The organism is Streptomyces sp. NPDC051217, from assembly GCF_044455465.1.
Classification (GTDB): Bacteria; Actinomycetota; Actinomycetes; order Streptomycetales; family Streptomycetaceae; genus Streptomyces.
This window is the reverse complement of the sequence record NZ_JBITEV010000001.1, coordinates 98,672-124,014: the sequence shown is the minus strand read 5'-3', so window position 1 is coordinate 124,014 and position 25,343 is coordinate 98,672. Positions and strand designations below refer to the sequence as shown.

General features: G+C 71.0%; 21 protein-coding genes and 1 pseudogene. 15 read left to right on the top strand and 7 right to left on the bottom strand.

Going from position 1 to position 25,343, the window contains the following annotated elements; genetic code table 11:
- Positions 1-56: 56 nt before the first annotated feature.
- A complete protein-coding gene (locus ACIBBB_RS00615; RefSeq protein ID WP_398977255.1) occupies positions 57-734 on the bottom strand; it encodes an AIM24 family protein in 678 nt (225 codons plus the stop codon).
- A gap of 89 nt (positions 735-823) precedes the next feature.
- Between ACIBBB_RS00615 and ACIBBB_RS00610 the strand changes: the two genes are divergently transcribed.
- From ACIBBB_RS00610 to ACIBBB_RS00590, 5 genes are all read left to right on the top strand, one after another.
- The gene (locus ACIBBB_RS00610) at positions 824-1,636 is read left to right on the top strand and encodes a peptidyl-tRNA hydrolase (RefSeq protein ID WP_398978744.1); all 813 of its coding nucleotides are present in this window, start codon (positions 824-826) and stop codon (positions 1,634-1,636) included.
- Between the two features lie 121 nt (positions 1,637-1,757).
- Positions 1,758-2,543 carry a DUF4142 domain-containing protein gene (locus ACIBBB_RS00605; protein WP_398977253.1) on the top strand — a complete coding sequence of 262 codons (786 nt, stop codon included), beginning with the start codon at positions 1,758-1,760 and terminating at the stop codon, positions 2,541-2,543.
- Between the two features lie 149 nt (positions 2,544-2,692).
- Positions 2,693-4,339: a DUF692 family multinuclear iron-containing protein gene (locus ACIBBB_RS00600; RefSeq protein ID WP_398977251.1), complete on the top strand. Its 1,647-nt coding sequence runs from the start codon at positions 2,693-2,695 to the stop codon at positions 4,337-4,339.
- Positions 4,340-4,345: 6 nt separating this feature from the next.
- Positions 4,346-5,281: a TIGR04222 domain-containing membrane protein gene (locus ACIBBB_RS00595; RefSeq protein WP_398977249.1), complete on the top strand. Its 936-nt coding sequence runs from the start codon at positions 4,346-4,348 to the stop codon at positions 5,279-5,281.
- A 220-nt stretch (positions 5,282-5,501) separates the two neighbouring features.
- On the top strand, positions 5,502-7,163 hold the full coding sequence (locus ACIBBB_RS00590) for an alpha/beta hydrolase (RefSeq protein WP_398977247.1): 1,662 nt from the start codon (positions 5,502-5,504) through the stop codon (positions 7,161-7,163).
- Between the two features lie 120 nt (positions 7,164-7,283).
- On the opposite strand, the gene ACIBBB_RS00585 is transcribed toward ACIBBB_RS00590, so the two are convergent.
- On the bottom strand, positions 7,284-8,456 hold the full coding sequence (locus ACIBBB_RS00585; RefSeq protein ID WP_398977245.1) for an epoxide hydrolase family protein: 1,173 nt from the start codon (positions 8,454-8,456) through the stop codon (positions 7,284-7,286).
- A 103-nt stretch (positions 8,457-8,559) separates the two neighbouring features.
- Here ACIBBB_RS00585 and ACIBBB_RS00580 point away from each other — a divergent pair, with 103 nt between their 5' ends.
- Both ACIBBB_RS00580 and ACIBBB_RS00575 read left to right on the top strand, forming a co-directional pair.
- Positions 8,560-9,135 carry a CGNR zinc finger domain-containing protein gene (locus tag ACIBBB_RS00580; protein ID WP_398977244.1) on the top strand — a complete coding sequence of 192 codons (576 nt, stop codon included), beginning with the start codon at positions 8,560-8,562 and terminating at the stop codon, positions 9,133-9,135.
- 49 nt (positions 9,136-9,184) lie between these two features.
- Positions 9,185-9,346: pseudogene (locus tag ACIBBB_RS00575) on the top strand (transposase); the annotation flags it as partial.
- 324 nt (positions 9,347-9,670) lie between these two features.
- Here ACIBBB_RS00575 and ACIBBB_RS00570 read toward each other — a convergent pair.
- Positions 9,671-10,528, bottom strand: coding sequence for an aldo/keto reductase (locus ACIBBB_RS00570; RefSeq protein WP_398977242.1), 858 nt, complete (start codon positions 10,526-10,528; stop codon positions 9,671-9,673).
- A 166-nt stretch (positions 10,529-10,694) separates the two neighbouring features.
- On the opposite strand from ACIBBB_RS00570, the gene ACIBBB_RS00565 reads away from it, so the two are divergent.
- Positions 10,695-11,615 carry a LysR family transcriptional regulator gene (locus ACIBBB_RS00565; RefSeq protein WP_398977240.1) on the top strand — a complete coding sequence of 307 codons (921 nt, stop codon included), beginning with the start codon at positions 10,695-10,697 and terminating at the stop codon, positions 11,613-11,615.
- Here ACIBBB_RS00565 and ACIBBB_RS00560 read toward each other — a convergent pair.
- The 3 genes from ACIBBB_RS00560 to hemG form a co-directional block, all read right to left on the bottom strand.
- Complete coding sequence (locus tag ACIBBB_RS00560; protein ID WP_398977238.1) at positions 11,612-12,124, bottom strand: DUF664 domain-containing protein; 513 nt, start codon at positions 12,122-12,124, stop codon at positions 11,612-11,614. The genes ACIBBB_RS00565 and ACIBBB_RS00560 overlap by 4 nt on opposite strands.
- Positions 12,125-12,459: 335 nt before the next feature.
- On the bottom strand, positions 12,460-13,176 hold the full coding sequence (hemQ, locus tag ACIBBB_RS00555; RefSeq protein WP_398977236.1) for a hydrogen peroxide-dependent heme synthase: 717 nt from the start codon (positions 13,174-13,176) through the stop codon (positions 12,460-12,462).
- A 4-nt stretch (positions 13,177-13,180) separates the two neighbouring features.
- A complete protein-coding gene (gene hemG, locus ACIBBB_RS00550; protein WP_398977234.1) occupies positions 13,181-14,662 on the bottom strand; it encodes a protoporphyrinogen oxidase in 1,482 nt (493 codons plus the stop codon).
- Between the two features lie 159 nt (positions 14,663-14,821).
- On the opposite strand from hemG, the gene ACIBBB_RS00545 reads away from it, so the two are divergent.
- Positions 14,822-15,814: a DUF4349 domain-containing protein gene (locus tag ACIBBB_RS00545; RefSeq protein ID WP_398977232.1), complete on the top strand. Its 993-nt coding sequence runs from the start codon at positions 14,822-14,824 to the stop codon at positions 15,812-15,814.
- Positions 15,815-15,884: 70 nt separating this feature from the next.
- Positions 15,885-17,267 (top strand): FAD-dependent oxidoreductase, encoded by a 1,383-nt coding sequence (locus ACIBBB_RS00540; protein ID WP_398977230.1) that lies wholly within the window; start codon positions 15,885-15,887, stop codon positions 17,265-17,267.
- A gap of 6 nt (positions 17,268-17,273) precedes the next feature.
- Here ACIBBB_RS00540 and hemE read toward each other — a convergent pair whose 3' ends face one another.
- Positions 17,274-18,365 (bottom strand): uroporphyrinogen decarboxylase, encoded by a 1,092-nt coding sequence (gene hemE, locus ACIBBB_RS00535; RefSeq protein WP_398977227.1) that lies wholly within the window; start codon positions 18,363-18,365, stop codon positions 17,274-17,276.
- Between the two features lie 91 nt (positions 18,366-18,456).
- Here hemE and ACIBBB_RS00530 point away from each other — a divergent pair, with 91 nt between their 5' ends.
- From ACIBBB_RS00530 to ACIBBB_RS00510, 5 genes are all read left to right on the top strand, one after another.
- Positions 18,457-19,131 (top strand): DUF3000 domain-containing protein, encoded by a 675-nt coding sequence (locus ACIBBB_RS00530; RefSeq protein ID WP_398977225.1) that lies wholly within the window; start codon positions 18,457-18,459, stop codon positions 19,129-19,131.
- A gap of 211 nt (positions 19,132-19,342) precedes the next feature.
- Positions 19,343-20,002, top strand: coding sequence for a response regulator transcription factor (locus tag ACIBBB_RS00525; protein WP_023537917.1), 660 nt, complete (start codon positions 19,343-19,345; stop codon positions 20,000-20,002).
- 87 nt (positions 20,003-20,089) lie between these two features.
- On the top strand, positions 20,090-21,373 hold the full coding sequence (locus ACIBBB_RS00520; RefSeq protein WP_398977223.1) for an HRDC domain-containing protein: 1,284 nt from the start codon (positions 20,090-20,092) through the stop codon (positions 21,371-21,373).
- Positions 21,374-21,939: 566 nt separating this feature from the next.
- On the top strand, positions 21,940-23,160 hold the full coding sequence (locus ACIBBB_RS00515) for a thiolase family protein (protein WP_398977221.1): 1,221 nt from the start codon (positions 21,940-21,942) through the stop codon (positions 23,158-23,160).
- Positions 23,157-25,283, top strand: coding sequence for a 3-hydroxyacyl-CoA dehydrogenase NAD-binding domain-containing protein (locus tag ACIBBB_RS00510; RefSeq protein WP_398977219.1), 2,127 nt, complete (start codon positions 23,157-23,159; stop codon positions 25,281-25,283). Before ACIBBB_RS00515 ends, ACIBBB_RS00510 begins: the two co-directional genes overlap by 4 nt.
- Positions 25,284-25,343 lie beyond the last annotated feature (60 nt).

Sequence of the window (25,343 nt, the reverse complement as noted above, 5' to 3'; positions counted from 1 at the left end):
CCCAGGGGCCGCCGACACCGTAGCGGCGGCCCACTCCTCGCAGTTTTACGCGTCGGTCAGCTTCCGGACGGCTTCGTCGGCGTCAGCTCGCTCGGCCGGACGATGACGAAACCCTCGCCCTGGAGCATGAGTTGGACGGCCTCGCCGGAACCGCCGCGGATCATCGAACCGACGGACTGCGAGCGGTGCAGCGAGGTGCTCAGCTGGGCGCTCCAGCCGACGACGGCGTCGGTGTCGACGTACACCGGCGCCTGCGTGGAGACGGGGATGACGATGGGGTTGCCCTCGCAGATGATGGCGAGCTTCCCGTAGCCGCTGAAGAGGCTGTTGAAGAGGCCGCCGCCGGTCATTCCGGCGCCCTTCACCGTCTTGATCTCGTAGGAGAGGGTGGCGTCGAAGCACAGGACGTTGCGGCCGTTGACCGTGAGCGAGTCGCCCTGCTCGATGTCGACGATGAAGCAGTTGGCCGCCTCGTGCGCGAACCACGCCTCGCCCTGGCCCTTGACGGCCATCAGCGGCAGCCCCTCGCCGGTGACGGCGCGCTTGAGCATTCCGCCGATGCCCTGCCCCTTCCGTTCGAACTGGAGATTGCCGCGGAAGGCGATCATCGACCCCTGGCGCGCGTGCATCTCGCCGTTGACGGCGTACTTGACGGATTTGGCGTTCTGGAGGCTCATCCCGGGCGTAGTGGCCTGCTGCGCCATGTTCTCGCTGGCAAAAAGATCGCTTTTCATGTCGAGCATGGTCACCCGGAGGCGACGGTTCTGCCAACAGAACGGCGGGCGGAACGGCGAGTCGCGGCTGGCACACTTGCCACGTGAGCATCGACAGAACCTCCGGCACCGCGGCGGGCAGCCCGGACGGCCACGACGGCGAGCAGGACGGCACGGAGAGCCGCGCCGACAGCCCGTTCCAGCATGAGCGGACCGCGCGCGACGAGGCCCCGCAGTTCGTCCTGCCGCTGGTGGTGCGGATCGAGAAGGCGGCGCCTCCGACCCGTACCGACGCGCTGGAGGCCGCCGCCCGCGCCGTACTCGTCATGCTCGCCGACGAGCGGTCGACGGGTGACGGCGAGTGGGCGCGGGCGATGCGGGAGTGGCAGGACGCCCGGATCCGCAAGGTGGTGCGGCGGGCGCGCGGCGCGGAGTGGCGGAAGGCGTCACAGCTGCCGGGAATCACGGTGACCAGCCCCGAGGACCCCGCCGAACCGGCCGAGGGCGCCGCCTTCGCCCCGTACGCGGAGGTACGGGTCTTCCCACCGGTCCCGCTGGACGGCTGGCCCAAGGAGCTGGCGAAGCTCCAGGTCTCCGGCACCGACCTGGCCGACCCCGAGGACCCGCCGGCCGCCGACCTCTCCGCCCCCGTGCTCTGGCTCAGCCCGGACATCGGCATGTCGGCGGGCAAGGCGATGGCCCAGGCGGGGCACGGCGCGCAGCTCGCGTGGTGGGAACTCTCGGAGACGGACCGCAAGACTTGGCAGGAGGCGGGTTTCCCGCTCTCCGTACGCACTCCGGACGCCGCGCGCTGGCGCCAACTGACCATCAGCGGGCTGCCGTTGGTCCGGGATGCCGGTTTCACGGAGATCGCGCCGGGGTCGAGCACGGTGGTCGCCGATCATCCCGCGCTGCGGCGTTGAACACTCCGGTCCCGGATTTCGTATCTCTCAATACCGCTAAGTAGGTTGAACGACCGGCCGGCTAACGGTTGGTTCTGCGGTGGTACGCGGTGGTAGTACATCGTCCCGGGAGAACACTTTGTTGCGACGTATCAACGGCACGGCACTCATCATCGCGGCACTCGTCGCGACGGTCGGGGCGCTCGCCTTTCCTGTCTGGTCGTACGCCGACCGGTCCGGCACGGGGGAGGCGAATCTCGCGGCGTCGAGCGTGTCGACCCAGTGGGGTCCGCTCTCGGCGACGGACCGCGACTTCCTCGTGAAGGTGCGGCTCGCGGGTCTGTGGGAGCTGCCCGCCGGGCAGCAGGCGATCGAACGTGCCCCGAGCCAGGCCATCAAGGACGCGGGTGACCACCTTGTCGTCGGCCACTCCGACCTCGACGCCCGTGCGCGCGACGTGGCGGCGAAGCTCGGTGTCGCGCTGCCGAACCAGCCCAACGAGCAGCAGCAGGGCTGGCTCAGGGAACTGTCGGCGGCCACCGGCGCGGAGTACGACCGCAAGTTCGCCAACCTTCTGCGCAATGCGCACGGCAAGGTCTTCTCGCTGGTGGCCGAGGTCAGACATACGACACGGAACACCCTGATACGGCAGCTCGCGACCGACGCCAACCAGACGGTGCTCGACCACATCACCATGCTGGAAGCCACGGGGCTCGTCGACTTCGACAGCATCGCGCGGGAGGCCGCGGGCACCAAGACCGCCAGCCCCACGGGCCCGCCGCCGCCGAACGGCAACCTCCCGCCGTCGCCCCCGGCCGCCTCACCGACCGGAGACAGCTCCTTCACCTCCCGGCCCTCCACCCAGCCGGGCGCGCCCACGGCCGTCAACACCAACCGTCCGCCGCCGAGCATCAAGGCGACGCCGTGAACCGGCGGATGCCGGGAATCATGACGGTCGCCCGCTTTCGGGGGAACCTCAAATGATGCTCTGAACGTCCCCTCCTTCGGATTCACCGTCATCCGGTGGGGCCATTACTCCTGAACCGGCACTCGCCGGGGCACGGAGGAGGGGGAGTCATGAGCGTGGGGAATCTGCGGAATCTGCGGAATCCGGGTGATCCGGGAAATCTGGGGATCGGCATCGGCTGGCGGCCGGAGATCGCGGAGGCTGTGGAGGCGCTGCCCGGCATCGACTGGGTCGAGGCCGTCGCCGAGAACGTCTGTGCCGACCACCTCCCGGACTCGCTCGTCCGGCTCCGCGCACGCGGCGTCACGGTTGTCCCGCACGGCGTCTCGCTCGGACTGGGGGGCGCCGAGCGGCCCGACGCCCGGCGTCTCGCGGATCTGGCGGAGCGGGCCGATGCGCTGGGCTCGCCGCTGATCACCGAACACATCGCTTTCGTACGGGCCGGTGGCCCGCTCACCGCCTCCCCCACACTGCAAGCGGGCCACCTGCTGCCGGTCCCCCGCACCAAGGACGCGCTGCGGGTGCTGTGCGAGAACGTACGGGTCGCCCAGGACTCCCTGCCCGTGCCGCTCGCGGTGGAGAACATCGCCGCGCTGATCAACTGGCCGGACGAGGAGATGACGGAGGGCCAGTTCCTGGCGGAGCTGGTCGAACGCACGGGCGTCCGCCTGCTGATCGACGTCGCGAACCTGCACACCAACCATGTGAACCGCGGCGAGGACCCGGCGACGGCGCTCGACGAACTGCCGGTGGAGGCGATCGCGTACGTGCACGTCGCGGGCGGCGTCGAACGCGACGGCGTCTGGCACGACACGCACGCCCACCCGGTGAGCGCCCCGGTGCTCGCCGTCCTGGCGGAACTGCGCTCACGGATCTCCCCGCCGGGAGTCCTGCTGGAACGTGACGACAACTTCCCGCCGCCGGCGGAACTGGCCGCGGAACTGGTCACGATCCGCACGACGCTGCGGGGGCCGGGGCCGACTGCGGTGCGGGGTAAGGGAGTTGCGGCGGGGACCGCCGGTCCCGGCTGCGCGGCCCCCGCACCGGAGACACCCGGCCCGGCCGAGGCCGGACCGGCGAACGCCGAGCGCGCCGCCACAGGGTCCGCGCAGCCGGAAGGAAAGCCCGGGACGGCCGGTCCTCACGCGACCAGCCACCCGGTCCCCAAGACGCTCAATCCGCAGGACGGGCCCGTCCCGGCCGATGGACCGGCGAACGCCGAGCGCGCCGCCGCAGGCGCCGAACCCGCCGGCCCGCACGCCACCGGCGGCGCGGTCCCGGCGGCGCTCAACTCCTCGGCGGCGCCGCGCCCTTCGGGGTCCGCGCAGCCGGAAACACAGCCCACCGATCGCGCCCGTGAGCGGCTGGCGCTCGCGCAGGCCGCTCTCCTCTCCGCCCTCGTCGCGGGGACCCCCGCGCCCGAGGGGTTCGACTCGCGGCGGCTGGGGGTGCAGAGTCGGGCGCTTGCCGGGAAGCGGGCCGAGGTTGTCGCCAAGGTGGCGCCCGAGTTGCCGGGGATTCTCGGTGGGGGCTACCGCGGCGCGTTCCTCGCGTACGCCAAGTCCCGGCCCATGCGTGCCGGTTACCGGCGCGACGCGCTCGACTTCGCCGAGCACCTGCTCATCGCCGACCTGCCCGAGGACGCGGCGGCTCGGCGGGAGCTGACGCGGTGGTGGCGGGACCGGTCCGGGGCGCGGCCACCGGGTCGGGCGACGCGTATCGCGCGGGTGGCCCGTGCCGTGCTCGTGGGGCGGTGACCGGCCATGGACCTGCTCGCGGCCCTGCTTCAGACCGCCGTCGGTCTGTCCTTCGTCTCGCTGATCGTCGGAGTGATCAGCCTGCGCTCACGCGGCGGTAGCCCGGAGATCCACACCCTCATGGACGCCGCCTTCCTCGGCGGCGGCCCTGGCCGGGTCGCCGAGACCGCCATCGTCGCGATGCACTCGGACGGGCGGCTGGGCATCGGCGGACCCGGCATCGTCGCCGTGTACAGCGATGTCGCGCGCGATCCGGTCGAACGCGCCGTCCTCCAGGAGCACGCCCGCGCGCCGCACGGCGCCCTGCACTCGCTGCGCCTCGCGGTGATGCGCAGCCGCGCCGTACAGGACGTCGGCGACTCCCTGGCCGTGCGGGGCCTGCTGATCCCGGCCAGGAAGGCCCGCGTGTGGGTGTACTGGGGGCTGACCCAGGCGATCCTGTGCCTGCTCCTCATACCGCTGACCATCGTCATGCTCGTGAGCTCCGGCTCACTGGCGGTCATCCCGACCCTGCCTCTCGCGTTCATCGGGGTCTTCTCCGGGATCCTCTGCGCCATCCTGGCCAGGCGGCGGCTCACCGCCGCCGGGGTGAAGGCCCGTGCGGGGTTCCGTACGACGTACACGCACATCACCACGCCGGCCCATCTGGTCGCCCTGGACGGGCCGACGGCGCTGCCGGACACGCTGGTGCGGGAGCAGCTCACGGTCGCGACGCGCATGCGGCCGGGGCGTGACTTCGAGCCGGCGCCGCATCTGGCCGCCGTGACGGTGGAGTGGTGCGCGAGCGCGGGCTTCGCGGACGGCAGTTCGGAGGGATCCGGCGGCTGCGGGGCCTCGGGAGGCGGCGGTTGTGGCAGCTCCGGAGGGTCGGGCTGCGGCGGGGGCGGTGGTGGTGGCGGCTGCGGGGGTGGCGGAGGCTGTGGAGGGGGAGGAGGCGGCTGACCGGCCCCCGGCTCCCGCCCCGCACCCGAAGACACCCGCGCACGCCGCCCGCCCGCGCGGGGAGCACGCTCCGCCCGATCCCGCACCCCGAACGGGCCTATTGAGTGACGGTATGACGCATCGGGGTCACACGCCCCGACACCGCTCACAGATCCTTTACATGCCCACCGCGCCGGAGATGATCGCCTTCCCCCACCGCGGCACGCCTGAAGGGAAAGCGATGAGAGCAGTTGCGAAGTACGGGGCCCTGGCCACCCTCGGCTCCTTGGTCCTGTCCACCCTCTCCGCCCCCCCGGCGGGCGGCGCGGACTTCGCCGGCGCCTCGTCCGAGGAGCGCGGCACGGTGGTCGCCGCCAAGCGCGCCGCCGCCGCCGGAATCACGTTCCGTACGTGCCCCAAGGCCGAGATGCTGCCCGCTCCCCTCGCCTGCGGCACGGTCGAGGTCCCCCTCGACTACGCCCGGCCCAACGGCGAGCGGATCCGGCTCACCGTCAGCCGCGTGAAGGCGTCCGGCAAGACAGGCGCCGCGGGCGGCGACGGCAAGGCCGTGGAGACCGTCGCGCGCCAGGGCGCCCTGGTCTACAACCCCGGCGGCCCCGGTGCCTCCAGCATGGCCTTCCCGCTGGCGGCCGGCCTGCCCGAGTGGAAGCGGATCGCGGCGGCGTACGACGTCGTCGGCTACGCCCCGCGCGGCGTCGGCCGCTCCGCGCCGCTGTCCTGCCAGAACGCCGCGGACTTCGCGAAGGCCCCCACCCTCGCGCCGACGTACCCCTCGGAGTCGTACAAGAGGGAGCGGATCTCCCGCGCCAAGGCGTACGCACAGGGCTGCGCCCGCAACGCGGGACACACCCTGCGCCACTACACGTCCCTGAACAACGCCCGCGACCTCGACGTCCTGCGGGCCGCCCTCGGCGAGAAGAAGCTGTCCTTCATGGGCGCCTCCTACGGAACGTACTTCGGCGCGCTCTACGCCTCGCTCTTCCCCTTCCACGTACGCCGGATGGTCTTCGACTCGGCCGTCAACCCGGACCCGGACCAGATCTGGTACCGCAACAACCTCGACCAGTCCTTCGCCTTCGAGCAGCGCTGGGCGGACTTCCGGGCCTGGGTGGCCAAGCACGACGCGACATACCGCCTCGGTGCCACGCCCCAGGAAGTGCAGCGCAGTTACGAGCGCGTACGGGCGGCGGTCGCGCACAAGCCGGCGGGCGGCAAGGTCGGTCCCGGCCAGTTGCACGCGGCGATGCTCGGGGCGGGTTACTACGACGACTACTGGGCGATGCGCGCGACGGCGCTCTCGGAGTTCCTGAAGGGCAATACGAAGCCCCTGGTCGACCAGGCCACACCGCAGCCGGCCGCGGCCATGGACAACGAGAACGGCAACGCCGTCTACACCGCTGTGGAGTGCAACGACGCGCCGTGGCCGACCGACTGGAAGGTGTGGGACCGCGACAACACCCAACTCGCCCGGCAGGCCCCGTTCGAGACCTGGGACAACGCGTGGATGAATCTGCCGTGCGCCTTCTGGCCGGCGCCGCGCCAGCGGGCCGCCGACATCCGCACCGCTCCCGGTGAGCTGCCGCCGACCCTGATCCTGGCCGCCGAGCGGGACGCGGCGACGCCGTATCCGGGGGCGCTGGAGCTGCAACGGCGCCTGTCCGGTGCCGTGCTGGTGACCGAGCGCGACGCGGGCACGCACGGCATCGCGGGCGGACTCAACGCGTGCGTCAACGACCACGTCGAGGCGTATCTGCTGGCCGGAAAGGCGCCCGCGCATCGCGCGGAGTGCAAACCGCACGCGGAGCCCAACCCGGTGTCGCTGGACGCTGACGAGACCCGTTCCGAGCTGCGACGGCGGCTGAACCCGGGCATCCACCTCTGACCCGGGGCCAGGCCCTGCCGGGTGGCAGGGCCTGGCACCCGCCTTTCCTCTTCCGTCGGCGCCGAGTGCGGTACGTATGCGGCTCTTCGCAGTTGAGGGTGTGCCGGCACCCAGCCGCGTTCACCGATGAGCGGCCAGCACTGCCGCGAGGCCCTCTTGCAGATCTTTGACGAAATACTCGGGAACCTCCAGGGACGGGAAATGCCCTCCGGTTTCGGGCGACCTCCATCGGACGATCTGTCGGTACCGCTCCTGTGCCCAGGCGCGCGGACACTTCTCGATGTCGCGGGGATACATACTGATCGCTGACGGGACGTCGACCCGAAGTCCGGGATCGAGCGAGTTGTGGCTCTCGTAGTAAATGCGGGCCGACGATGCGCCGGTCCGCGTCAGCCAATACAGGGTGACGTCGTCAAGAACCCTGTCTCTGGAAATCGTCTCGAACGGGCTGTCTTCGGTGTCTGACCACTCGGCGAACTTGTCAAGGATCCAGGCAAGAAGCCCGACCGGTGAGTCGACGAGCGAGTAGCCGATGGTCTGCGGTCGGGTCGCCTGCTGCTTCGCGTACGCCGCGCGGTGGCGCCAGAAATCGCGGGTTTCCTCGGTCCACTCGCGCTCGACCGCCGTCAGCCCGTCCGTCGTCAACCCGGGTGGTGCCTGCGCGAACGTTGTGTGGATGCCGAGAACGTGAGCCGGGAACCTGCCGCCGAGGACCGTGGTGATCACACCTCCCCAGTCGCCGCCGTGGGCCGCGAACTTGCTGTAGCCGAGCCTTCCCATCAGTTCCACCCATGCGGCCGCGATCTTTTCGGTTCCCCACCCGGTGGTGGCCGGCTTGTCGCTGTAACCAAAACCTGGCAGCGACGGGACCACGACGTGGAACGCCGGCGCGTCCGCGTCTTTCGGATCTGCCAGCTCGTCCACTACATCGACGAACTCAGCGATGCTGCCCGGCCAGCCGTGCGTCAAGATCAGAGGAGTGGCATCTGCGCGCGCGGATCGGCGGTGCAGGAAGTGGATTCCCAGATCATCGATGGTCGTGCGGAACTGGCCGACCCGGTTAAGGCTCGCTTCGAACGACCGCCAGTTGTACCCGGTGCGCCAGTAGTTCACGACACCGACGAGGTCGGCGAGAGGAACACCCTGTTCCCATCGGTGAGGGTCGGGCGCGGGGCGGTAGACCGTCTCAGCCTCCGGCAGCCGCGCCGCGGCCAGTCGCGCGCGCAGATCGTCGAGGTCGGCGTCAGCCGCGTGGGCTTCAAATGCTTGCACGTCGCTGGTTGGACGGGGCATGAGACCTCCTGGCCTTCGCGGAACCGGCTGAAATCCATCGCGAACCAGCTTAGACGGTTCTAGCAGGCCTCCATGCCTGTGTGCAACCCGCTAAGGTGGTTCCATGCGTGCCGAGTTCCCTGACTTCCGCCTCGGCAATGTGCTGGCGACCAGCTTCACGGGGACTCTGTCGGAGCGTCATGGCGCCGCTGTGGAGCGCATTCCCACGCCGCACCGACTTGTCGACTGGCTGGCAGTGAACGGCCTCGCCGTGGACTCCTGCACCACCGCCCAGCTCGACCTCGCTCGGGAACTGAGGGAGTCGATTCACGCCGCCGCGACAGCGGCCGCCATCCAGGACGCTCTCCCTGCGTCTGCTGTCCAGGTCATCAATGACCGCAGCGCTCAGGGGCGGGCCGCGGCCATCCTGACGCCCGAGGGAAAACGGCGATGGCGGCTCAGCTCGACTTCCTCCGTGGAAGATGCCCTCAGCGTGATCGCCGCCGACGCGATCAGCGTCATCTCAGGCGAACGAGACGGAAAATTGGCCTTGTGCGCATCGCCAACCTGCCGAGCCGCCTTCTTCGACACCAGCCAAAGTCGCACCCGCAAATGGTGCGACATGAACACGTGCGGGAATCGTCAGAAGAAAGCGCGCTTCAATGCCAACCAGCGCAAAAACCCCGGATCAGCGGAGTGATCGTTACCTCGGTACATCCAAGTGGGCCCAGGCCCCACGCCTGCGACACGGGTTCACCGGGTTCAAGACCGCCGCCGCCGAAGGGCTCCCTGACGCGGTCCCGGTGATGGACCCGTTCCATGTCGTCCGCCTCGCCGGCAACGGGCCGGACCGGTGCCGGCGACGCGTTCAGCAAGACACCACTGGGCATCGTGGTCGCGCCGGCGCCCCGCCCACTAAGGGCTGTCCCGTAATCCCCGGTGGATCAGCGCGCGGCGTCAGATGCGGTACATCGCAAGGCGGAGGGTCGTCCTCATACCGGGCGTATTCGGGCGATCCGACAACACGGCGAGGTGCCGTGGCTGTCGTCGTGCGCCCGCCGGGGATTACGGGACAGCCCTTAGGCCCGCCGCACCCTGAAGCAGCGCGCCGCCGACGACCGAATGCCACGGCGGACTCCTCTTGTCCGGGCAGTCGACTCGGGTCGGTCGCCGGCGAAGAATCTCATCGTCCGCGCCCAACAGCCAAGAGGGCTGGGCCTGTTGTGAGCCAGAGGTCAGGCCGCGTCCAGCTCCGCCACCTCGGCGGGGCTGAGTGCGAGGTCCGCCGCGCCGACCGAGTCGATGATGGTCTCGGGACGGCTGGAGCCCGGGATCGGCACCACGACGGGCGACTTCGCCAGCATCCAGGCCAGGCAGACGCGCTGCGGGCTCACTCCGTGGGCCTCGGCGACGCGGTTGAACGCGGCGTAGGAGGAACCGAGTCCGGCCGCGTTCTTGATGCCGCCGAACGGGCTCCACGGCAGGAAGGCGATCCCCAGCTCCGTACAGAGGTCGAGCTCCGGCTCGCTGGAACGGAACGCCGGCGAGAACTGGTTCTGTACGGAGACGAGCCGGCCGCCCAGAATCTCGTTGGCCGCGCGGATCCGCTCCGGGGTGGCGTTGGATATGCCGGCCTGCTGGATCTTGCCTTCGTCGAGAAGGTCACGCAGGGCGCCGACGGACTCCTCGTACGGCACCTTCGGGTCCGGGCGGTGGAACTGGTACAGCCCTATCGACTCCACCCCGAGCCTGCGGAGCGACTCCTCGCAGGCACGCTTGATGTACTCCGGCGAGCCGTTCAGCGTCCAGGAGCCGTCACCGGGCCGCAGGTGGCCGCCCTTCGTGGCCACCAGGACCTCGGAGCCGGCGCTGTGGGAGGCCAGCGCCTTGGCGATCAGGGACTCGTTGTGGCCCACGTCGGTGGCGAGCAGATGGTAGGCGTCGGCCGTGTCGATGAACGTCACGCCGGCGTCCAGCGCCGCGTGGATGGTGGCGACGGAACGGCCCTCGTCGGGCCGTCCCTCGATCGACATCGGCATTCCGCCCAGCCCGATCGAGCTGACATCGACAGTGCCGATACGACGAGTCTTCATGGTGTGGCGCACTCCTTGCCTCAGCTGCGACCTGCCGGTTCCGGCGGGCCTGGGACAGTCTCACCCCCTCGCCGACAGGGCGTCCAATAGAAGAAAGCGAACGCATTGAGCGCTCATGCTTCTCAATGTGCCGCATACACGGAAGTTCTCGCCTAGGCTGCCTCCCGTGGAACTCCGTCATCTTGAGTACTTCGTCGCCGTCGCGGAAGAGCGGCACTTCACCAGGGCCGCCCAGCGGCTGCTGGTCTCCCAGTCGGGCCTCTCGGCGTCCGTGCGCGCGCTCGAACGTGAGCTGGGCGCCCCGCTCTTCGTACGCTCCACCCGCAGGGTGGAGCTGACCGGCGCCGGGCGCGCGCTGCTCGTGGAGGCCTCGCGCGCACTGGCGAGCGTACGGGCGGGCAAGGAGGCGGTCGCCGCCGTACAGGGGCTGATGCGCGGCACGCTGTCGGTCGGCACCGAGCAGTGCGTCACCGGCGTACACGTCCCCGGCCTGCTCGCGCGTTTCCGGTCCGAGCACCCCGATGTCGAGATTCGGCTGAGGCAGGCGGGCTCCGCGTCACTCGTGGACGACGTCGCGGAGGGGCGGCTGGACCTGGCGTTCGTCGTCGCGTCCGGGACCGTACCCGAGGGCGTACGGCTGGTCCGGCTGGCCGGCGAGCCGATGGTGCTGCTCTGCCACCCCGGTCACCGGCTCGCGGGCGCGGCCGAGGCGCGGTGGGCCGATCTCGCCGACGAGGTCTTCGTGGACTTCCACCAGGACTGGGGAGCCCGTGGCCTCACGGACCGCGCCTTCGAGGCCGTCGACGTCGAGCGGCGGGTCGCCCTGGAGGTCAACGACGTGCACAGTCTGATCGAACTGGTCGGGCACGGCCTCGGCATCGCCGTGGTGCCCCGCCCGATCGCCCGCAAGGACCAGGCGGCCGCGCTCAGTACGGTGCCGCTGGCCGGGGCGGAGAGCGGCCTCTGGGAGGTCTCGGCGGCCGTCCCGGAGGAACGCCGCACCGGCCCGGCGGCCCGGGAGCTGCTCTCGTACCTGACGCGCCCGGAGGCGGACGACGTGCCGGAGACCGGGGACGACACGCGCTAGGGCCGCTGCAGCCAGCCCTTGATGAAGGCGGCCTGGCCGACATGCTGGAGATCGTCGGAGATGACGCTGACCAGGCGCACGCCGAGGGTCACGGCCGGGACCCAGTTCCGGTCCACGACGCGTGCGTAGTCGGCGTCCTCAAGCGTCCCGATGTACGTGACGGTCCGCTCGTGAACGGCGTCGTGGTATTCCACCAGCGCCTCCCCCGTGATCCCGCCGACCGCCGCCACGTCCTTGGGCGAGTGCCCGTACCCCGTGGCGTGCCGCGAGAAGGGAAGTTCGAACCGGCCCGTCCAGTCCTGTGCGATCCACACCTCGTCCGTCCCCGCGGCATCGGCGACGTGATCGTCCTGGATCCGGGTGAGATGCCAGACCAGCCAGGCGATCGAGTTCGCGCCCTCGTCGATGCGTACGGCGAGCGCCTCGGGGGAGAGCCCGTCGACCACCTCGTGGACGGTGTCACGGATCCGGTCGAAGGCGTCGATGAGCAGGTCACCGCTCGTGGTCATGGCACGCTCCACTTCTGTGCATCCCGATCCCGCGCTCCCCGGAGGGCCCGTGCAAGCACAACTCCGGGCCCACCGGTCGCGATCGGCGAAGCACGGGCAACTACGGGGAAGAAAGCCGAACTTCCCCGTGATTCACCGCGTCTGCGCAGGTCGGCGACCGGTGCGACCCGGAGCCGGACCCGGTGTCGCTGGACGAGAGGTCCGGCCGCGGGCTGCCGCCGGTCGTCTGATCTTCCGGGTGGGACGACCGGGCCACCCGAGGGCGGACCCGGCCGTCATGCAGTTGTGCGATCACGCTACGCGGATCACGGTCCGCGCCTGTGGATCAAGCGTGGTCAGGCGAGTCCGTCGACCAGGTCCGCGACCGACTTCCGGCGGCCCGTGTAGAACGGCACCTCTTCCCGTACGTACAGCCGTGCCTTCGAACCCCGCAGATGACGCATCAGGTCGACGATACGGTCCAGTTCGTCGGCCTCGAAGGCGAGAATCCACTCATAGTCACCGAGCGAGAAGGATGACACGGTGTTGGCGCGGACGTCCGGATATCCACGGGCCATCTTTCCATGGTCGGCGAGCATCGTACGCCGCTCCTCGTCGGGCAGCAGATACCAGTCGTACGAGCGCACGAAGGGGTAGACGCTCACGTAGTCGCGCGCCTTCTCGTCGGCCAGGAAGGCCGGCACGTGCGACTTGTTGAACTCGGCGGGGCGGTGCAGCGCCATGTTCGACCACACGGGGTCGAGCGTCCGCCCGAGCTTCGTGCGGCGGAAGAGGTTGTACGCGCCCTGGAGCTCGTCCGCGGTCCCGGCGTGCCACCAGATCATCAGGTCGGCGTCGGCGCGCAGCCCGGACACGTCGTACGTGCCGCGCACGGTGATGTCCTTGGCGGCGAGCTGGTCGAACAGCTCCTGGACCTCGTCGGCGTAACCGGCCCGGTCCTCCGGCAGCAGATCGCGCAGCTTGAAGACGGACCACAGCGTGTAGCGGATCACGTCGTTGAGGTCCTTGGCCTTCTTGCCCGCGTTGGGGGTCTTGTCTGGTGCGGAAGTCATACGGCTATTCTCCCGCGCCCCGATCCGTGCCCCGCGCCAGGGTCGGCGTCGCCATGATCTCGTCGGCGGCGCGCCGGGCGCTCGCGATACAGGCGGGGATGCCGACACCGTCGTACGGGGCGCCGCAGACGCGCAGTCCGGGGAGTTCGGCGACGGCCTCGCGGATGCGTGCGACGCGGGCGGGGTGGCCCACCGGGTACTGGGGCAGGCCCCCGATCCACCGGGTCACCTCGGTGGCCACGGGCCGCGCGGCGAGCCCGGTGGCCGCGCCGAGGTCGCGCAGGGACGCCCCGACGAGTTCGGCGTCCTCGTGCTGGAGCCGCTCCTCCTCGCCGTACCGCCCGATGGACGTACGCAGGACGAAGAGGTCCGGCGCCGACTCGGCGACCCAGCCCCACTTACGGGTGGAGAACGTCGCGGCCTTGATGGTGCGGCCGTCGACGGGCGGCACGAGGAAGCCGCTGCCGTCGGGCAGGCCGGGCAGGTCCGTGAGGGCTGCGCGGCGGAAGGCCATCGTCACCAGCGCCATGGAGGCGTACTCGATCTCCGCGAGTCCGGCGGACGCGGCGGGTGACTCGTGCGCGAGAAGGGCGGAGGCGGACCAGGCGGGGTTGGCCAGGATCACCCCGTCGGCGGCGACGATCTCCCGCTCGGTCCGGACCGCCCAGCCGTCGGCGGTGCGGGTGAGGGCGAGGACGGGCGTCCGCGTACGGATGTCTCCTCCACGCGCCCGTACGGCATCGGCCACGGCGCCCGGCAGTCGGCCGACGCCGCCGTCGATACCGGCGAACACGGCGTCGGTGCGCGGATTTTCGGCGGCCTTGGCCTGGACGGCGCGGACGGCGTCGAGCAGTGAGCCGTGGGTGCGGAGCGCCTCGAAGAGCTGGGGGACGGCGGCGCGCATGGAGATGCGGTAGGCGTCGCCCGCGTAGACGCCACCGAGCAGCGGCTCCACCAGCCGGTCCACCACCTCGTGGCCCAGCCGCTCCGCGACGTACTCGCCGATGGACACGTCATCGCCGACGGCCACCGGGCGGAGATCCCGCTCGCGGTCGATCCTGGCGACGCCCTCTGCGGAGAGCAGACCGGCGAGGGCCGAGGCGTCGGCCGGCACGCCCATCACATGGCCCTTGGGCATGGTGTGGAGCCCGCCGCGCGACCAGACTGAGGCGGAGGTCGTGGCGGGCCGCTGGAGGCGCTCACCGAGCCCCACGGAGCGTGCGAGGGCGACGGCCTCGGGGCGGCGCGCGAGCATGGACTCGGCGCCGAGGTCGACGGGGGCGCCCTCGATCTCGCCGGCCCGGAGTTTGCCGCCGAGGCGGTCGGTCGCCTCCAGGAGCGTCACACGGGCCCCGGCGGACAGCAGCCGGTCGGCCGCGGCGAGACCGGCGATGCCGCCCCCGATGACGACGACATGGGGCGTACGCGCGGCGTCCGGCACAGATGTGGCGTCGGGTGTGGGCGCGTGATTCGGACTGCTCACCATGGCCTCCACTCTCTCAGACCACCTGCGGACCGGCCTTCACGGCCCGGTCCGTACCGAGTCCCGACCGTGACCGCTTCGCGACCGGAAAAACGCAACCCGCACCCCCGCCCGTCCGTCGAACCCCCGATATCAGCGCTCGGCTTCTTTGGGGGGACCGACATGCGTGCACTTCCCGCGTTCGCGGCAGCACTTCTCACCGTTTCACTGGCCCTGGCGGGGTGCAGTGCGGGCGGTTCGGACAGCGGAGACATGAAGGCCGACAGCCAGGCCGGACCGGCGAGGGGCGGGCAGGGGGCCGCCGCCCCGGAGGCGGCGGCCGACAAGGGAAGCGAGCAGCTGGCCGAGAAGGGGACGGAGGCCGGCGCGGACTCGGCGACGACCCATGTGATCCGCACCGCCTCCCTCTCCGTGGAGGTGAAGAGCGTGACGAAGGCGCTCGCCACGGCCCGTTCGGTCGCGCTCGGGGCGGGCGGCGAGATCGAGGACGAGACCACGGAGCGCATCGATGACACTCATGTGACCTCGAAGGTCGTGCTGCGGGTCCCGGAGGCGGAGTACGACTCCGTCCTCAAGGAACTCGCGGGCACCGGAAAGCTGTTGGCGCGCACGGCGAACGCGAAGGACGTCACCGAGCAGGTGGTCGACGTGAAGAGCCGTATCGCGACGCAGCGCGCGAGCGTGACCCGCGTACGGGATCTGATGGACCAGGCCGAGGACATCACGGACGTGGTGGCCCTGGAGACCCAACTGAACAATCGCCAGGCCGAGTTGGAATCCCTGCTGGCCAGGCAGGCGTCGCTCGCCGACCGGACGACCATGGCGACGGTCACGCTCGACCTGAGCGAGGAGACGAAGGAGAAGGAGGAGGGGGACGACGACCCGGGCTTCCTCGACGCGCTCGGCGGCGGCTGGGACGCGTTCGTGTCGATGCTGCGGTGGACCGTGGTCGTGCTGGCCGCGATCCTGCCGTTCGCGGCGGCGCTGGCGGTGCTGTACGTGCTGTGGCGGCTGTTCGGCGTGCGGCTGCTGGGCCTGGGGGCACGGCGTACGCCCGTCGCGACCCCGGCACCGGCACCGGAGCCCGCGGCGGCTCCCGCCCCGGACCCCGCACCGGCGCCGGCGCAGTCGCCGGACGCGGGCAAGCAGGACTGAACCGGCGCCTCCGCGTAGCGTCTGTGTGCGGGGTACGCGGTACCCCGCACACATCCGAAGGGGACGCGCAATGGCAGCGGAGCGCTTGGTGGTCATCGGCGGCGACGCGGCGGGAATGTCCGCCGCGTCGCAGGCCCGCAGGTTCAAGGGGCCCGAGGAGCTGGAGATCGTCGCCTTCGAGCGCGGCGACTTCGCCTCGTACTCGGCGTGCGGCATCCCGTACTGGGTCGGCGGCGACGTCGAGCGGCTGGACGACCTCATCGCCCGCACCCCCGAGGAGCACCGGGAGCGCGCGATCGATCTGCGGATGCGCACCGAGATCGTACGGATCGACACCGGGGGCGGTCGGGTCCTGGCCCGGGATCTGGACACCGGGACCGAGTCGTGGACGGGCTACGACAAGCTGGTGATCGCCACGGGCGCGCGACCGATCCGGCCCCCGCTGCCGGGCATCGACGCCCCCGGCGTGCACGGTGTGCAGACCCTCGGCGACGGACAGGCGCTGATCGAGACACTGGCCCGCGCGGACGGCGGCGGACGCGCGGTCGTCGTGGGCGCGGGATACATCGGCGTCGAGATGGCGGAGGCACTCCTCAAGCGCGGTTACGAGGTCACCGTCCTGCACCGCGACGAGCAACCGATGGCCACGCTGGACCCGGACATGGGCCGCCTGGTCCACGAGGCGATGGACGGCCTCGGCATCACGACGGTCGGCGGCGCGGCCGTCTCCAAGATCCTGACCGGCGACGACGGCCGGGTCAGGGCGGTCGTGACCGACGACGCCGAGTACCCGGCGGACGTCGTCGTCCTCGGCATCGGTGTCCGCCCGGAGACGGCGCTCGCCGAAGCCGCCGGTCTGCCGCTCGGCCCGCACCGCGGGCTCCTCACCGATCTGTCGATGCGGGTACGCGGCCACGAGAACATCTGGGCGGGCGGCGACTGCGTGGAGGTGCTGGACCTGGTCACGGGCACCACCCGCCATATCGCGCTGGGCACGCACGCCAACAAGCACGGCCAGATCATCGGCGCCAACGTGGGCGGCGACTACGGCACGTTCCCGGGCGTCGTCGGCACCGCCGTCAGCAAGGTCTGCGACCGGGAGATCGCCCGGACGGGGCTGCGCGAGAAGGACGCCCGCGCGGCGGGGCTCCAGTACGTCTCGGCGACCATCGAGTCCACCGGCACCGCCGGGTATCTGCCGGGGGCGCCGCTGATGACGGTGAAGATGCTCGCCGAACGCCGGTCGGGCCGGCTGCTCGGCGTGCAGATCGTGGGCGCCGAGGGCGCCGCGAAGCGGGTGGACATCGCGGCGGTCGCCCTCACGGCCCGGATGACGGTGGAACAGATGACGGCTCTGGACCTGGGCTACGCGCCGCCGTTCTCACCGGTCTGGGACCCGGTCCTGGTGGCGGCCCGCAAGGCGACGGCCGCCGTCAGGAAGGCGGGCTGGTGAGGCGATCTAGCGTGCGGTCCGGGTGTGGACGTACTCGACGAGGCGTGTCAGCGAGTCCGGGTCCATGGCCGGGAGCACCCCGTGCCCCAGATTGAAGATGTGCCCCTCCAACCCCTTGGCGGCGTCGAGGACTTCGTCGGTCTTCGTCTCCACGGCCCGCGTGGGGGCGAAGAGGACCGCCGGGTCGAGATTGCCCTGGAGCGCCTTGCCGGGGCCGACGCGACGGGCCGCCTCGTCCAGCGGTACGCGCCAGTCGACGCCGACGACGTCCGCGCCCGCCTCTCCCATCAGGCCGAGCAGTTCGCCCGTACCGACACCGAAGTGGATACGCGGCACGCCGTATCCGGCGATCATGTCGAAGACCTTGGCGGACGCGGGCATGGCGGAGCGCCGGTAGTCGGCGGGGGCGAGCGCGCCGACCCAGGAGTCGAAGAGCTGTACGGCGCTGGCGCCCGCCTCGATCTGCACCTTGAGGAACGCGCCGGTGATCTCCGCGAGCCGGTCGAGCAGCTCGGCCCAGAGTTCCGGGTCGCCGTAAATCATGGCCTTGGTGTTCTCGTGGTTACGGGACGGCCCGCCCTCCACGAGGTAGCTCGCGAGGGTGAACGGGGCGCCCGCGAAGCCGATGAGCGGGGTGGACCCCAGCTCGGCGGTGAGCATGCCCATCGCCTCGGTGACGTAGTGGACGTCGTCCGGCGTCAGGTCCCGCAGCTGCGCGAGGTCGGCGCGCGAGCGAATGGGATGTGCGACGACGGGGCCGACGCCCGGCTTGATGTCGAGGTCGACCCCGATGGCCTTGAGCGGGACGACGATGTCGCTGAAGTAGATCGCGGCGTCGACCCCGTGCCTGCGTACCGGCTGGAGCGTGATCTCGGTGACCATGTCGGGCCGCATACACGACTCCAGCATCGCCGTGCCCTCGCGCAGCTTGCGGTACTCGGGCAACGACCGGCCCGCCTGCCGCATGAACCACACCGGGGTGTGCGGCACGGGCTCCCGCCTGCACGCCTTCATGAAGGCGGAGTCGCGGGTGGCGAGTGTCGCCGCTGTCGGCGCGGTCTTCGTCGGCTGGCCCGAGGGGCGGTCGTTGGCGCTCACGCCCAGAATCTTCGCATGTACACAGAAGCGGCCGCCCCGGGCCGGGTGTCCTTCACCGCACGGGACGCTCGTTCCGCCTACTCTTCCCCGCATGGCTGCGGCTCAGGGACAGTTTTCTGATCATTCCAACGGCGTCGGCGATACGGGGGGTACGGAGGGGGACTCCGTCCCGTCCGCGTTCCGACTGGCCGTCGAAGCTTTGCGGACGGCGCGGCTGCGCCCCGAGATGGAGATCGACCCGACCAAGCCTCCTCAGCGGCTCGCACCGCACGCGTACGCGCTGGAGGCGGCGGTGGTCCAGGGGGACGACGACCTGGCCGACGGCAGGCTCGTCCTGCTCCACGACCCGGACGGACACGACGCCTGGCAGGGCACGTTCCGGCTGGTGACGCTCGTGCGGGCGGAGCTGGAGCCGGAGATGGCGGCGGACCCGCTGCTCCCGGAGGTCTGCTGGTCGTGGCTGACCGGGGCGCTCGAAGCGCGCGGTCTGTCGTACGGGGAGCCGAGCGGCACGGTCACCCGCGCGGGGTCGCACTACTTCGGCGGGCTCTCCGAGCGCCGTCCGGCGACCCAGATCGAGATCCGGGCCTCCTGGACGCCGCGCGAGGGCATGGGCGGAGTCCCGGACACGGCAACGCACTTGGCGGCCTGGTGCGATCTGCTGTGCCAGCTCGCGGGGCTGCCTCCGGCGGCTCCGACGGGCCCGACGGAGCCGGGGGCGGGCGTGGTCTCGCTCCCCCAGCGCCGGGGCCCCCAGGCTCGCTGAGGGGTGGCTGAAATCCGCGCTCCGGGGAGGGGCCCACTCGCAGGATGATCGATCGCGCATCCGAATTGCCCGAATTGTTACTCATCAATTCGTGATCATTCTCTAAAGGCGGGACCGGTTGCTGCCGAAGAGGTCAATGACCCTTCAAGCACGGTTCGCCCCCGGCTTCATCCCCAGAGCCGGCCCGTCCCGCACCTTCCCAGGAGGCCTGGTGTCCGTTCTCCTCGAGCAGCCCGCAAGCCTGGTCGCCTACCGCCCGAACAAGCCGACGGCCATGGTCGTCGTGGCCGACCCTCGCGTCCGCTCCACCGTCACCCGCCATCTGTGGGCTCTCGGAGTACGCGACGTCATCGAGGCTTCGTCCATCGCGGAGGCGCGTCCCCGCGTCGGCAATCCACGCGACATCTGCGTTGCCGACGTCCACCTGCCCGACGGTTCCGGGCTGACCCTGCTGTCCGAGACCCGGGCAGCAGGCTGGCCCAACGGCCTCGCCCTCTCCGCAGCCGACGACATCGGCGCGGTGCGCAACGCCCTCGCGGGCGGCGTCAAGGGCTACGTCGTGACCGGTACGCGCACGAACATCGGCCACCCCGGCCGCCCCGGCGCCGCCCCCATCGGCGCCGGACCCCGCATGCACCGCCGCCCCCCGGGTTCCCCGAGCCACCCGGGCGGCTACCGCGAGCTCTCCGGCCGTGAGGTCGAGGTGCTCAGGCTGGTCGCCGAAGGCCAGTCGAACAAGGCGATCGGCGTCTCCATGGGCCTGTCGGCCCTGACCGTCAAGAGCCACCTCGCCCGCATCGCGCGCAAGCTCGGCACGGGCGACCGGGCGGGAATGGTCGCCGTGGCCCTCCGTACCGGAATCATTCACTGACCGGTTTCACCCTCCCCACCGGCCGCATCGCCCGCCGACGGAACGTTCCGTCGGCGGGCGGCGTCCGTTCACAGATACCCTTGACACGTGACCGACGCCCAAGAGACCGCAGCAGACCCAGCACTGCGAACCACCGGGGGCGCTCCCCCGGCCGACGTCGAAACGGCGCCGATCCCTTTGTTGGAGCCTCGCGAAGGCATTCCGCCGGTGGTCGCCACCGAAGAAGCGCTCGCCGAGGTGATCGCTTCCTTCGCCGCGGGCACCGGCCCGCTGGCCGTCGACGCCGAGCGGGCGTCCGGCTACCGCTACGGGCAGAGCGCCTACCTCGTACAGCTGCGCCGCGAGGGCGCGGGCACCGCGCTGATCGATCCCGTCGGCTGCCCCGACCTCTCGGCCCTCGGCGATGTCCTCGCCGGTACGGAGTGGATCCTGCACGCCGCGACGCAGGACCTGCCGTGCCTGAGGGAAATAGGCATGCGCCCCACGCGGCTGTTCGACACCGAGCTGGCGGGACGGCTCGCGGGCTTCCCGCGCGTCGGCCTCGGCGCGATGGTCGAGAATGTTCTCGGGTTCGCCCTGGAGAAGGGCCACTCCGCCGTCGACTGGTCGACCAGACCGCTCCCCGAGCCGTGGCTGCGCTACGCCGCGCTCGACGTCGAGCTGCTGGTCGATCTGCGCAACGCGCTGGAGAAGGAGCTGGACCGGCAGAACAAGCTGGACTGGGCCTGGCAGGAGTTCGACGCGATCGCCTCCGCCCCGCCGCCGCCCCCGCGCAAGGACCCGTGGCGCCGTACGTCCGGTATGCACAAGGTCCGGCGGCGCCGGCAGATGGCCGTCGTACGGGAGCTGTGGAACGCCCGCGACCAGGCCGCGCAGCGACGCGACGTGTCCCCCGGCAAGGTCCTCAGCGACGGGGCGATCATCGAGGCCGCGCTGGCACTGCCGCTCAGCGTGCACGCCCTCACCGCGCTGCCCGGCTTCGGGCACCGGATGGGGCGGCGCCAGCTCGAACAGTGGCAGACGGCGATCGACCGGGCGAAGGCGCTGCCCGACGCGGAGCTGCCGCAGCCCGGACAGCCGCTGAACGGTCCGCCGCCGCCGCGCTCGTGGGCGGACAAGGACCCGGAGGCGGCGGCCAGGCTCTCGGCGGCCCGCGCCTCGGTGACGGCGCTGGCGGAGCGGCTGAACATGCCGCAGGAGAACCTGATCACGCCTGACACGGTGCGGCGGGTCTGCTGGGAGCCGCCGGCGGAGCGGAGCGTGGAGGCGGTGTCGGCGGCGCTGGCCGCGCACGGCGCGCGGCGGTGGCAGGTGGAGCAGGTGGCGCCGCTGCTCACGCGGGCGCTGACGGCGACGGCGTCCACGGGCTGACGGGGCGCCTCCGGCGCGGGCTGGGTCGGGGTGGGTTGCCGGGTTGCGGTTGTCGGCTGACGGGCGGGGTTCGGGGTCTCCGGAGGGGTATGTCCGGACGGCGTGATTTACGGCGCGTGCACCGCTCGTTGGACCCGAGGGGACGTTCTTGTTCACGCGCCACAAATCAGCCTGAGTGTCCGAACACACCCCTCCTACGACCCCGCCCCCTCACGCCGCCGCGTGGTGCTGTTCCCACCCGCTCCGGTCCGCGGGTTGGAGGGGACGCGCAGAGGGCGTGTCCGGACACCTGGGCAGATTTGTGCCGTGTGGACCTGCCGGTTTCCCTGGGTCCAACGAGCCTTGCCCGCGGCGTAAATCACGCTGTCCGGGCATGACCACGGAGCGGCACCCGGACACCGGCCGCGACCACCCCCAGCCCGGCCGGCGCTTGAGGCCGACCCCGGCGCACCGTGACCCGCAGAACACCCTGTCGCTCTGGGCAGTGCGGTTACCCGCAAGTAGCATAGGATTCGACAGAGCGTGCCCGCAGCAGAGCCACCCCCGCACCCTGGAGGAGAGCCATCGTGCCTCGTACCGTCAGGGATGTCGTCTTCGTCGACGGCGTCCGCACCCCGTTCGGCAAGGCGGGCCCGAAGGGCATCTACCACGAGACCCGCGCCGACGACCTGGTCGTGAAGGCGATCCGGGAGCTGCTGCGCCGCAACCCGGACCTCGACCCCGCGAAGATCGACGAGGTCGCCATCGCCGCGACCACCCAGATCGGCGACCAGGGCCTGACCATCGGCCGTACCGCCGGCATCCTCGCCGGGCTTCCGCAGTCCGTGCCCGGCTACTCGATCGACCGCATGTGCGCGGGCGCGATGACCGCCGTGACGACCACCGCCGGGTCGATCGCCTTCGGCGCGTACGACATCGTCGTCGCCGGCGGTGTCGAGCACATGGGCCGCCACCCGATGGGCGAGGGCGTCGACCCGAACCCGCGGTTCGTCTCGGAGAAGCTCGTCGACGAGTCCGCCCTCTTCATGGGCATGACCGCGGAGAACCTGCACGACCGCTTCCCGCACATCACCAAGCAGCGCGCCGACGAGTACGCCGTGCGGTCGCAGGAGAAGGCCGCCAAGGCGTACGCGAACGGCAAGATCCAGCAGGACCTCGTGCCGGTCTCGGTGCGCCGCACCAGCCCCGAGGGCGGCGAGACGGGCTGGGGCCTGGCCACCGAGGACGAGCCCATGCGCCCCGGGACGACGCTGGAGTCCCTGGCAGGGCTCAAGACCCCCTTCCGCCCGCACGGCCGTGTCACAGCCGGCAACGCGGCCGGTCTCAACGACGGCGCCACCGCCTCGCTGATCGCTTCCGAGGAGTTCGCACGCGAGGCCGGGCTGCCGGTCAAGATGCGCCTCGTGAGCTACGCGTACGTGGGTGTCGAGCCGGAGGTGATGGGCTTCGGCCCGATCCCCTCGACCGAGAAGGCGCTGGCCAAGGCCGGTCTGTCGATCGGTGACATCGGTCTGTTCGAGATCAACGAGGCCTTCGCCGTGCAGGTGCTGGCCTTCCTCGACCACTACGGCATCGCCGACGACGACCCGCGCGTCAACCAGTACGGCGGCGCCATCGCGTACGGCCACCCGCTGGCTTCGTCCGGCGTACGGCTGATGACGCAGCTGGCCCGGCAGTTCGAGGAGCAGCCGCAGGTCCGCTACGGCATCACCACCATGTGCGTCGGCTTCGGCATGGGCGCGACGGTCGTCTGGGAGAACCCGCACTTCGACGGAGGAAACAAGTGAGCACCGCTGAACTCCTGAAGGGCGCGGCCGAGCTGTTCCCGGACGAGGTCGTCACCCAGGCGCAGGTACGCCACCTCGAACTCCCGGGCAAGGTCGGCACGTTCGCGCTCATCACGCTGGACAACGGCCTGGACCACACGAAGCCGACGACGTTCGGCCCGCAGTCGCTGGCGAATGTGGACGCGGCGATCACCCAGGTCGAGGCTGAGGCTTCCGAGGGAAGGATCGTGGGTGTCGGTGTCACCGGCAAGCCGTTCATCTTCGCCGTCGGCGCCGACCTCAAGGGCGTCGAGCTGCTGAAGCGGCACGAGGACGCGCTGGCCATCGGCAAGGGCGGCCACGACGTCTTCAAGCGGCTCGCGGGCATCGCGGTGCCGACGTTCGCGTACTACAACGGCGCCGCGATGGGCGGTGGCGTCGAGATCGGGCTGCACTGCTCGTACCGCACCGTCTCAGCGGTTCTGCCCGCCTTCTCGCTGCCCGAGGTCTTCCTCGGTCTCGTCCCCGGCTGGGGCGGCTGCACGCTGCTGCCGAACCTGATCGGCGCCGACCGCGCGGTCACGGTGATCATCGAGAACTCGCTCAACCAGAACAAGCAGCTCAAGGGCGCGCAGGTCTTCGAGCTGGGCATCGCAGACGCACTGTTCGAGGGCGCGGACTTCCTGGAGCAGTCGCTGCTGTGGACCGCGTCGGTGCTGAGCGGCGAGCTGACGGTGGAGCGTCCGGAGATCGACCGGGGCGAGGCGTGGGACCAGGCCGTGGCGCGCGGCCGGTTCGTGGCCGACTCCAAGGTGCACGGCGCGGCCCCCGCCGCGTACCGCGCGCTGGACATCATCGCCGCCGCCAAGGACGGTGACCTCCAGGCCGGTTACGACGCCGAGGACACCGCTCTCGCCGATCTGATCATGGGCGGTGAACTGCGGTCCGGGATCTACGCGTTCAACCTCGTGCAGCGGCGCGCCAAGCGCCCGGCGGGCGCGCCGGACAAGGCGCTCGCGCGTCCGGTCACCAAGGTGGGCGTCGTCGGAGCCGGCCTGATGGCCTCGCAGTTGGCGCTGCTGTTCCTGCGCAGGCTCGAAGTCCCCGTCGTGCTGACGGACATCGACCAGGAGCGGATCGACAAGGGTGTGGGTTACGTCCACGCCGAGATCGACAAGCTGCTCGGCAAGGGCAGGATCAACCAGGACAAGGCCAACCGCTACAAGGGCCTGGTCACCGGAGTCCTGGAGAAGGCCGACGGTTTCGCCGACGCCGACTTCGTCATCGAGGCCGTCTTCGAGGAGATGGGCGTCAAGCAGAAGGTGTTCGCGGAGGTCGAGGCGGTCGCCCCGGCGCACGCGATCTTCGCCACCAACACCTCGTCGCTGTCGGTCTCCGAGATGGCGTCGAAGCTGAAGAACCCGGAGCGGCTCGTCGGCTTCCACTTCTTCAACCCGGTGGCGATCCTGCCGCTGCTGGAGATCGTGCGCGGTGAGCAGACGGACGACGCGTCGCTGGCGACGGCTTTCGGTGTCGCGAAGAAGCTCAAGAAGAGCGCGGTGCTGGTGAAGGACGCCCCGGCGTTCGTCGTCAACCGCATCCTCACCCGCTTCATGGGCGAGATCCAGAACGTCATCGACGAGGGCACGCCGGTCGACGTGGCGGAGCGGGCGGTTGAGCCGCTGGGTCTGCCGATGTCGCCGCTGGTGCTGCTGGAGCTGGTCGGACCCGCCATCGGTCTGCATGTGTCCGAGACCCTCCACCGCTCGTTCCCGGACCGCTTCACGGTCTCGCCGAATCTTGCGGCCGTGGTGAAGGCGGGCAAGCGGGGCTTCTACGTGCACGATTCCGGGCGGCCGGAGCTGGACCCGGAGGTCGTGGCGCTGCTCAAGCAGGGCGACAGCGTGCTGACGGAGGACCAGACCCGGGCGCGCGTGCTCGACGCCATGGCGCAGGAGATCGGTCTGATGCTGGAGGAGGGCGTCGTCGCCGAGGCCGAGGACATCGACCTGTGCCTGCTGACGGGCGCGGGCTGGCCGTTCCATCTGGGCGGCATCACGCCGTACTTGGACCGGGAGGGCGTCTCGGAGCGGGTGAACGGGAAGAAGTTCCTGGCCCCGGGTGTGGCGAGCGTCCCCGTGTAGCGGGTACGGCCAGCTGACGCGTCGGCCGGGCCGGGCGCGAGGGGTGACCTCGCGCCCGGC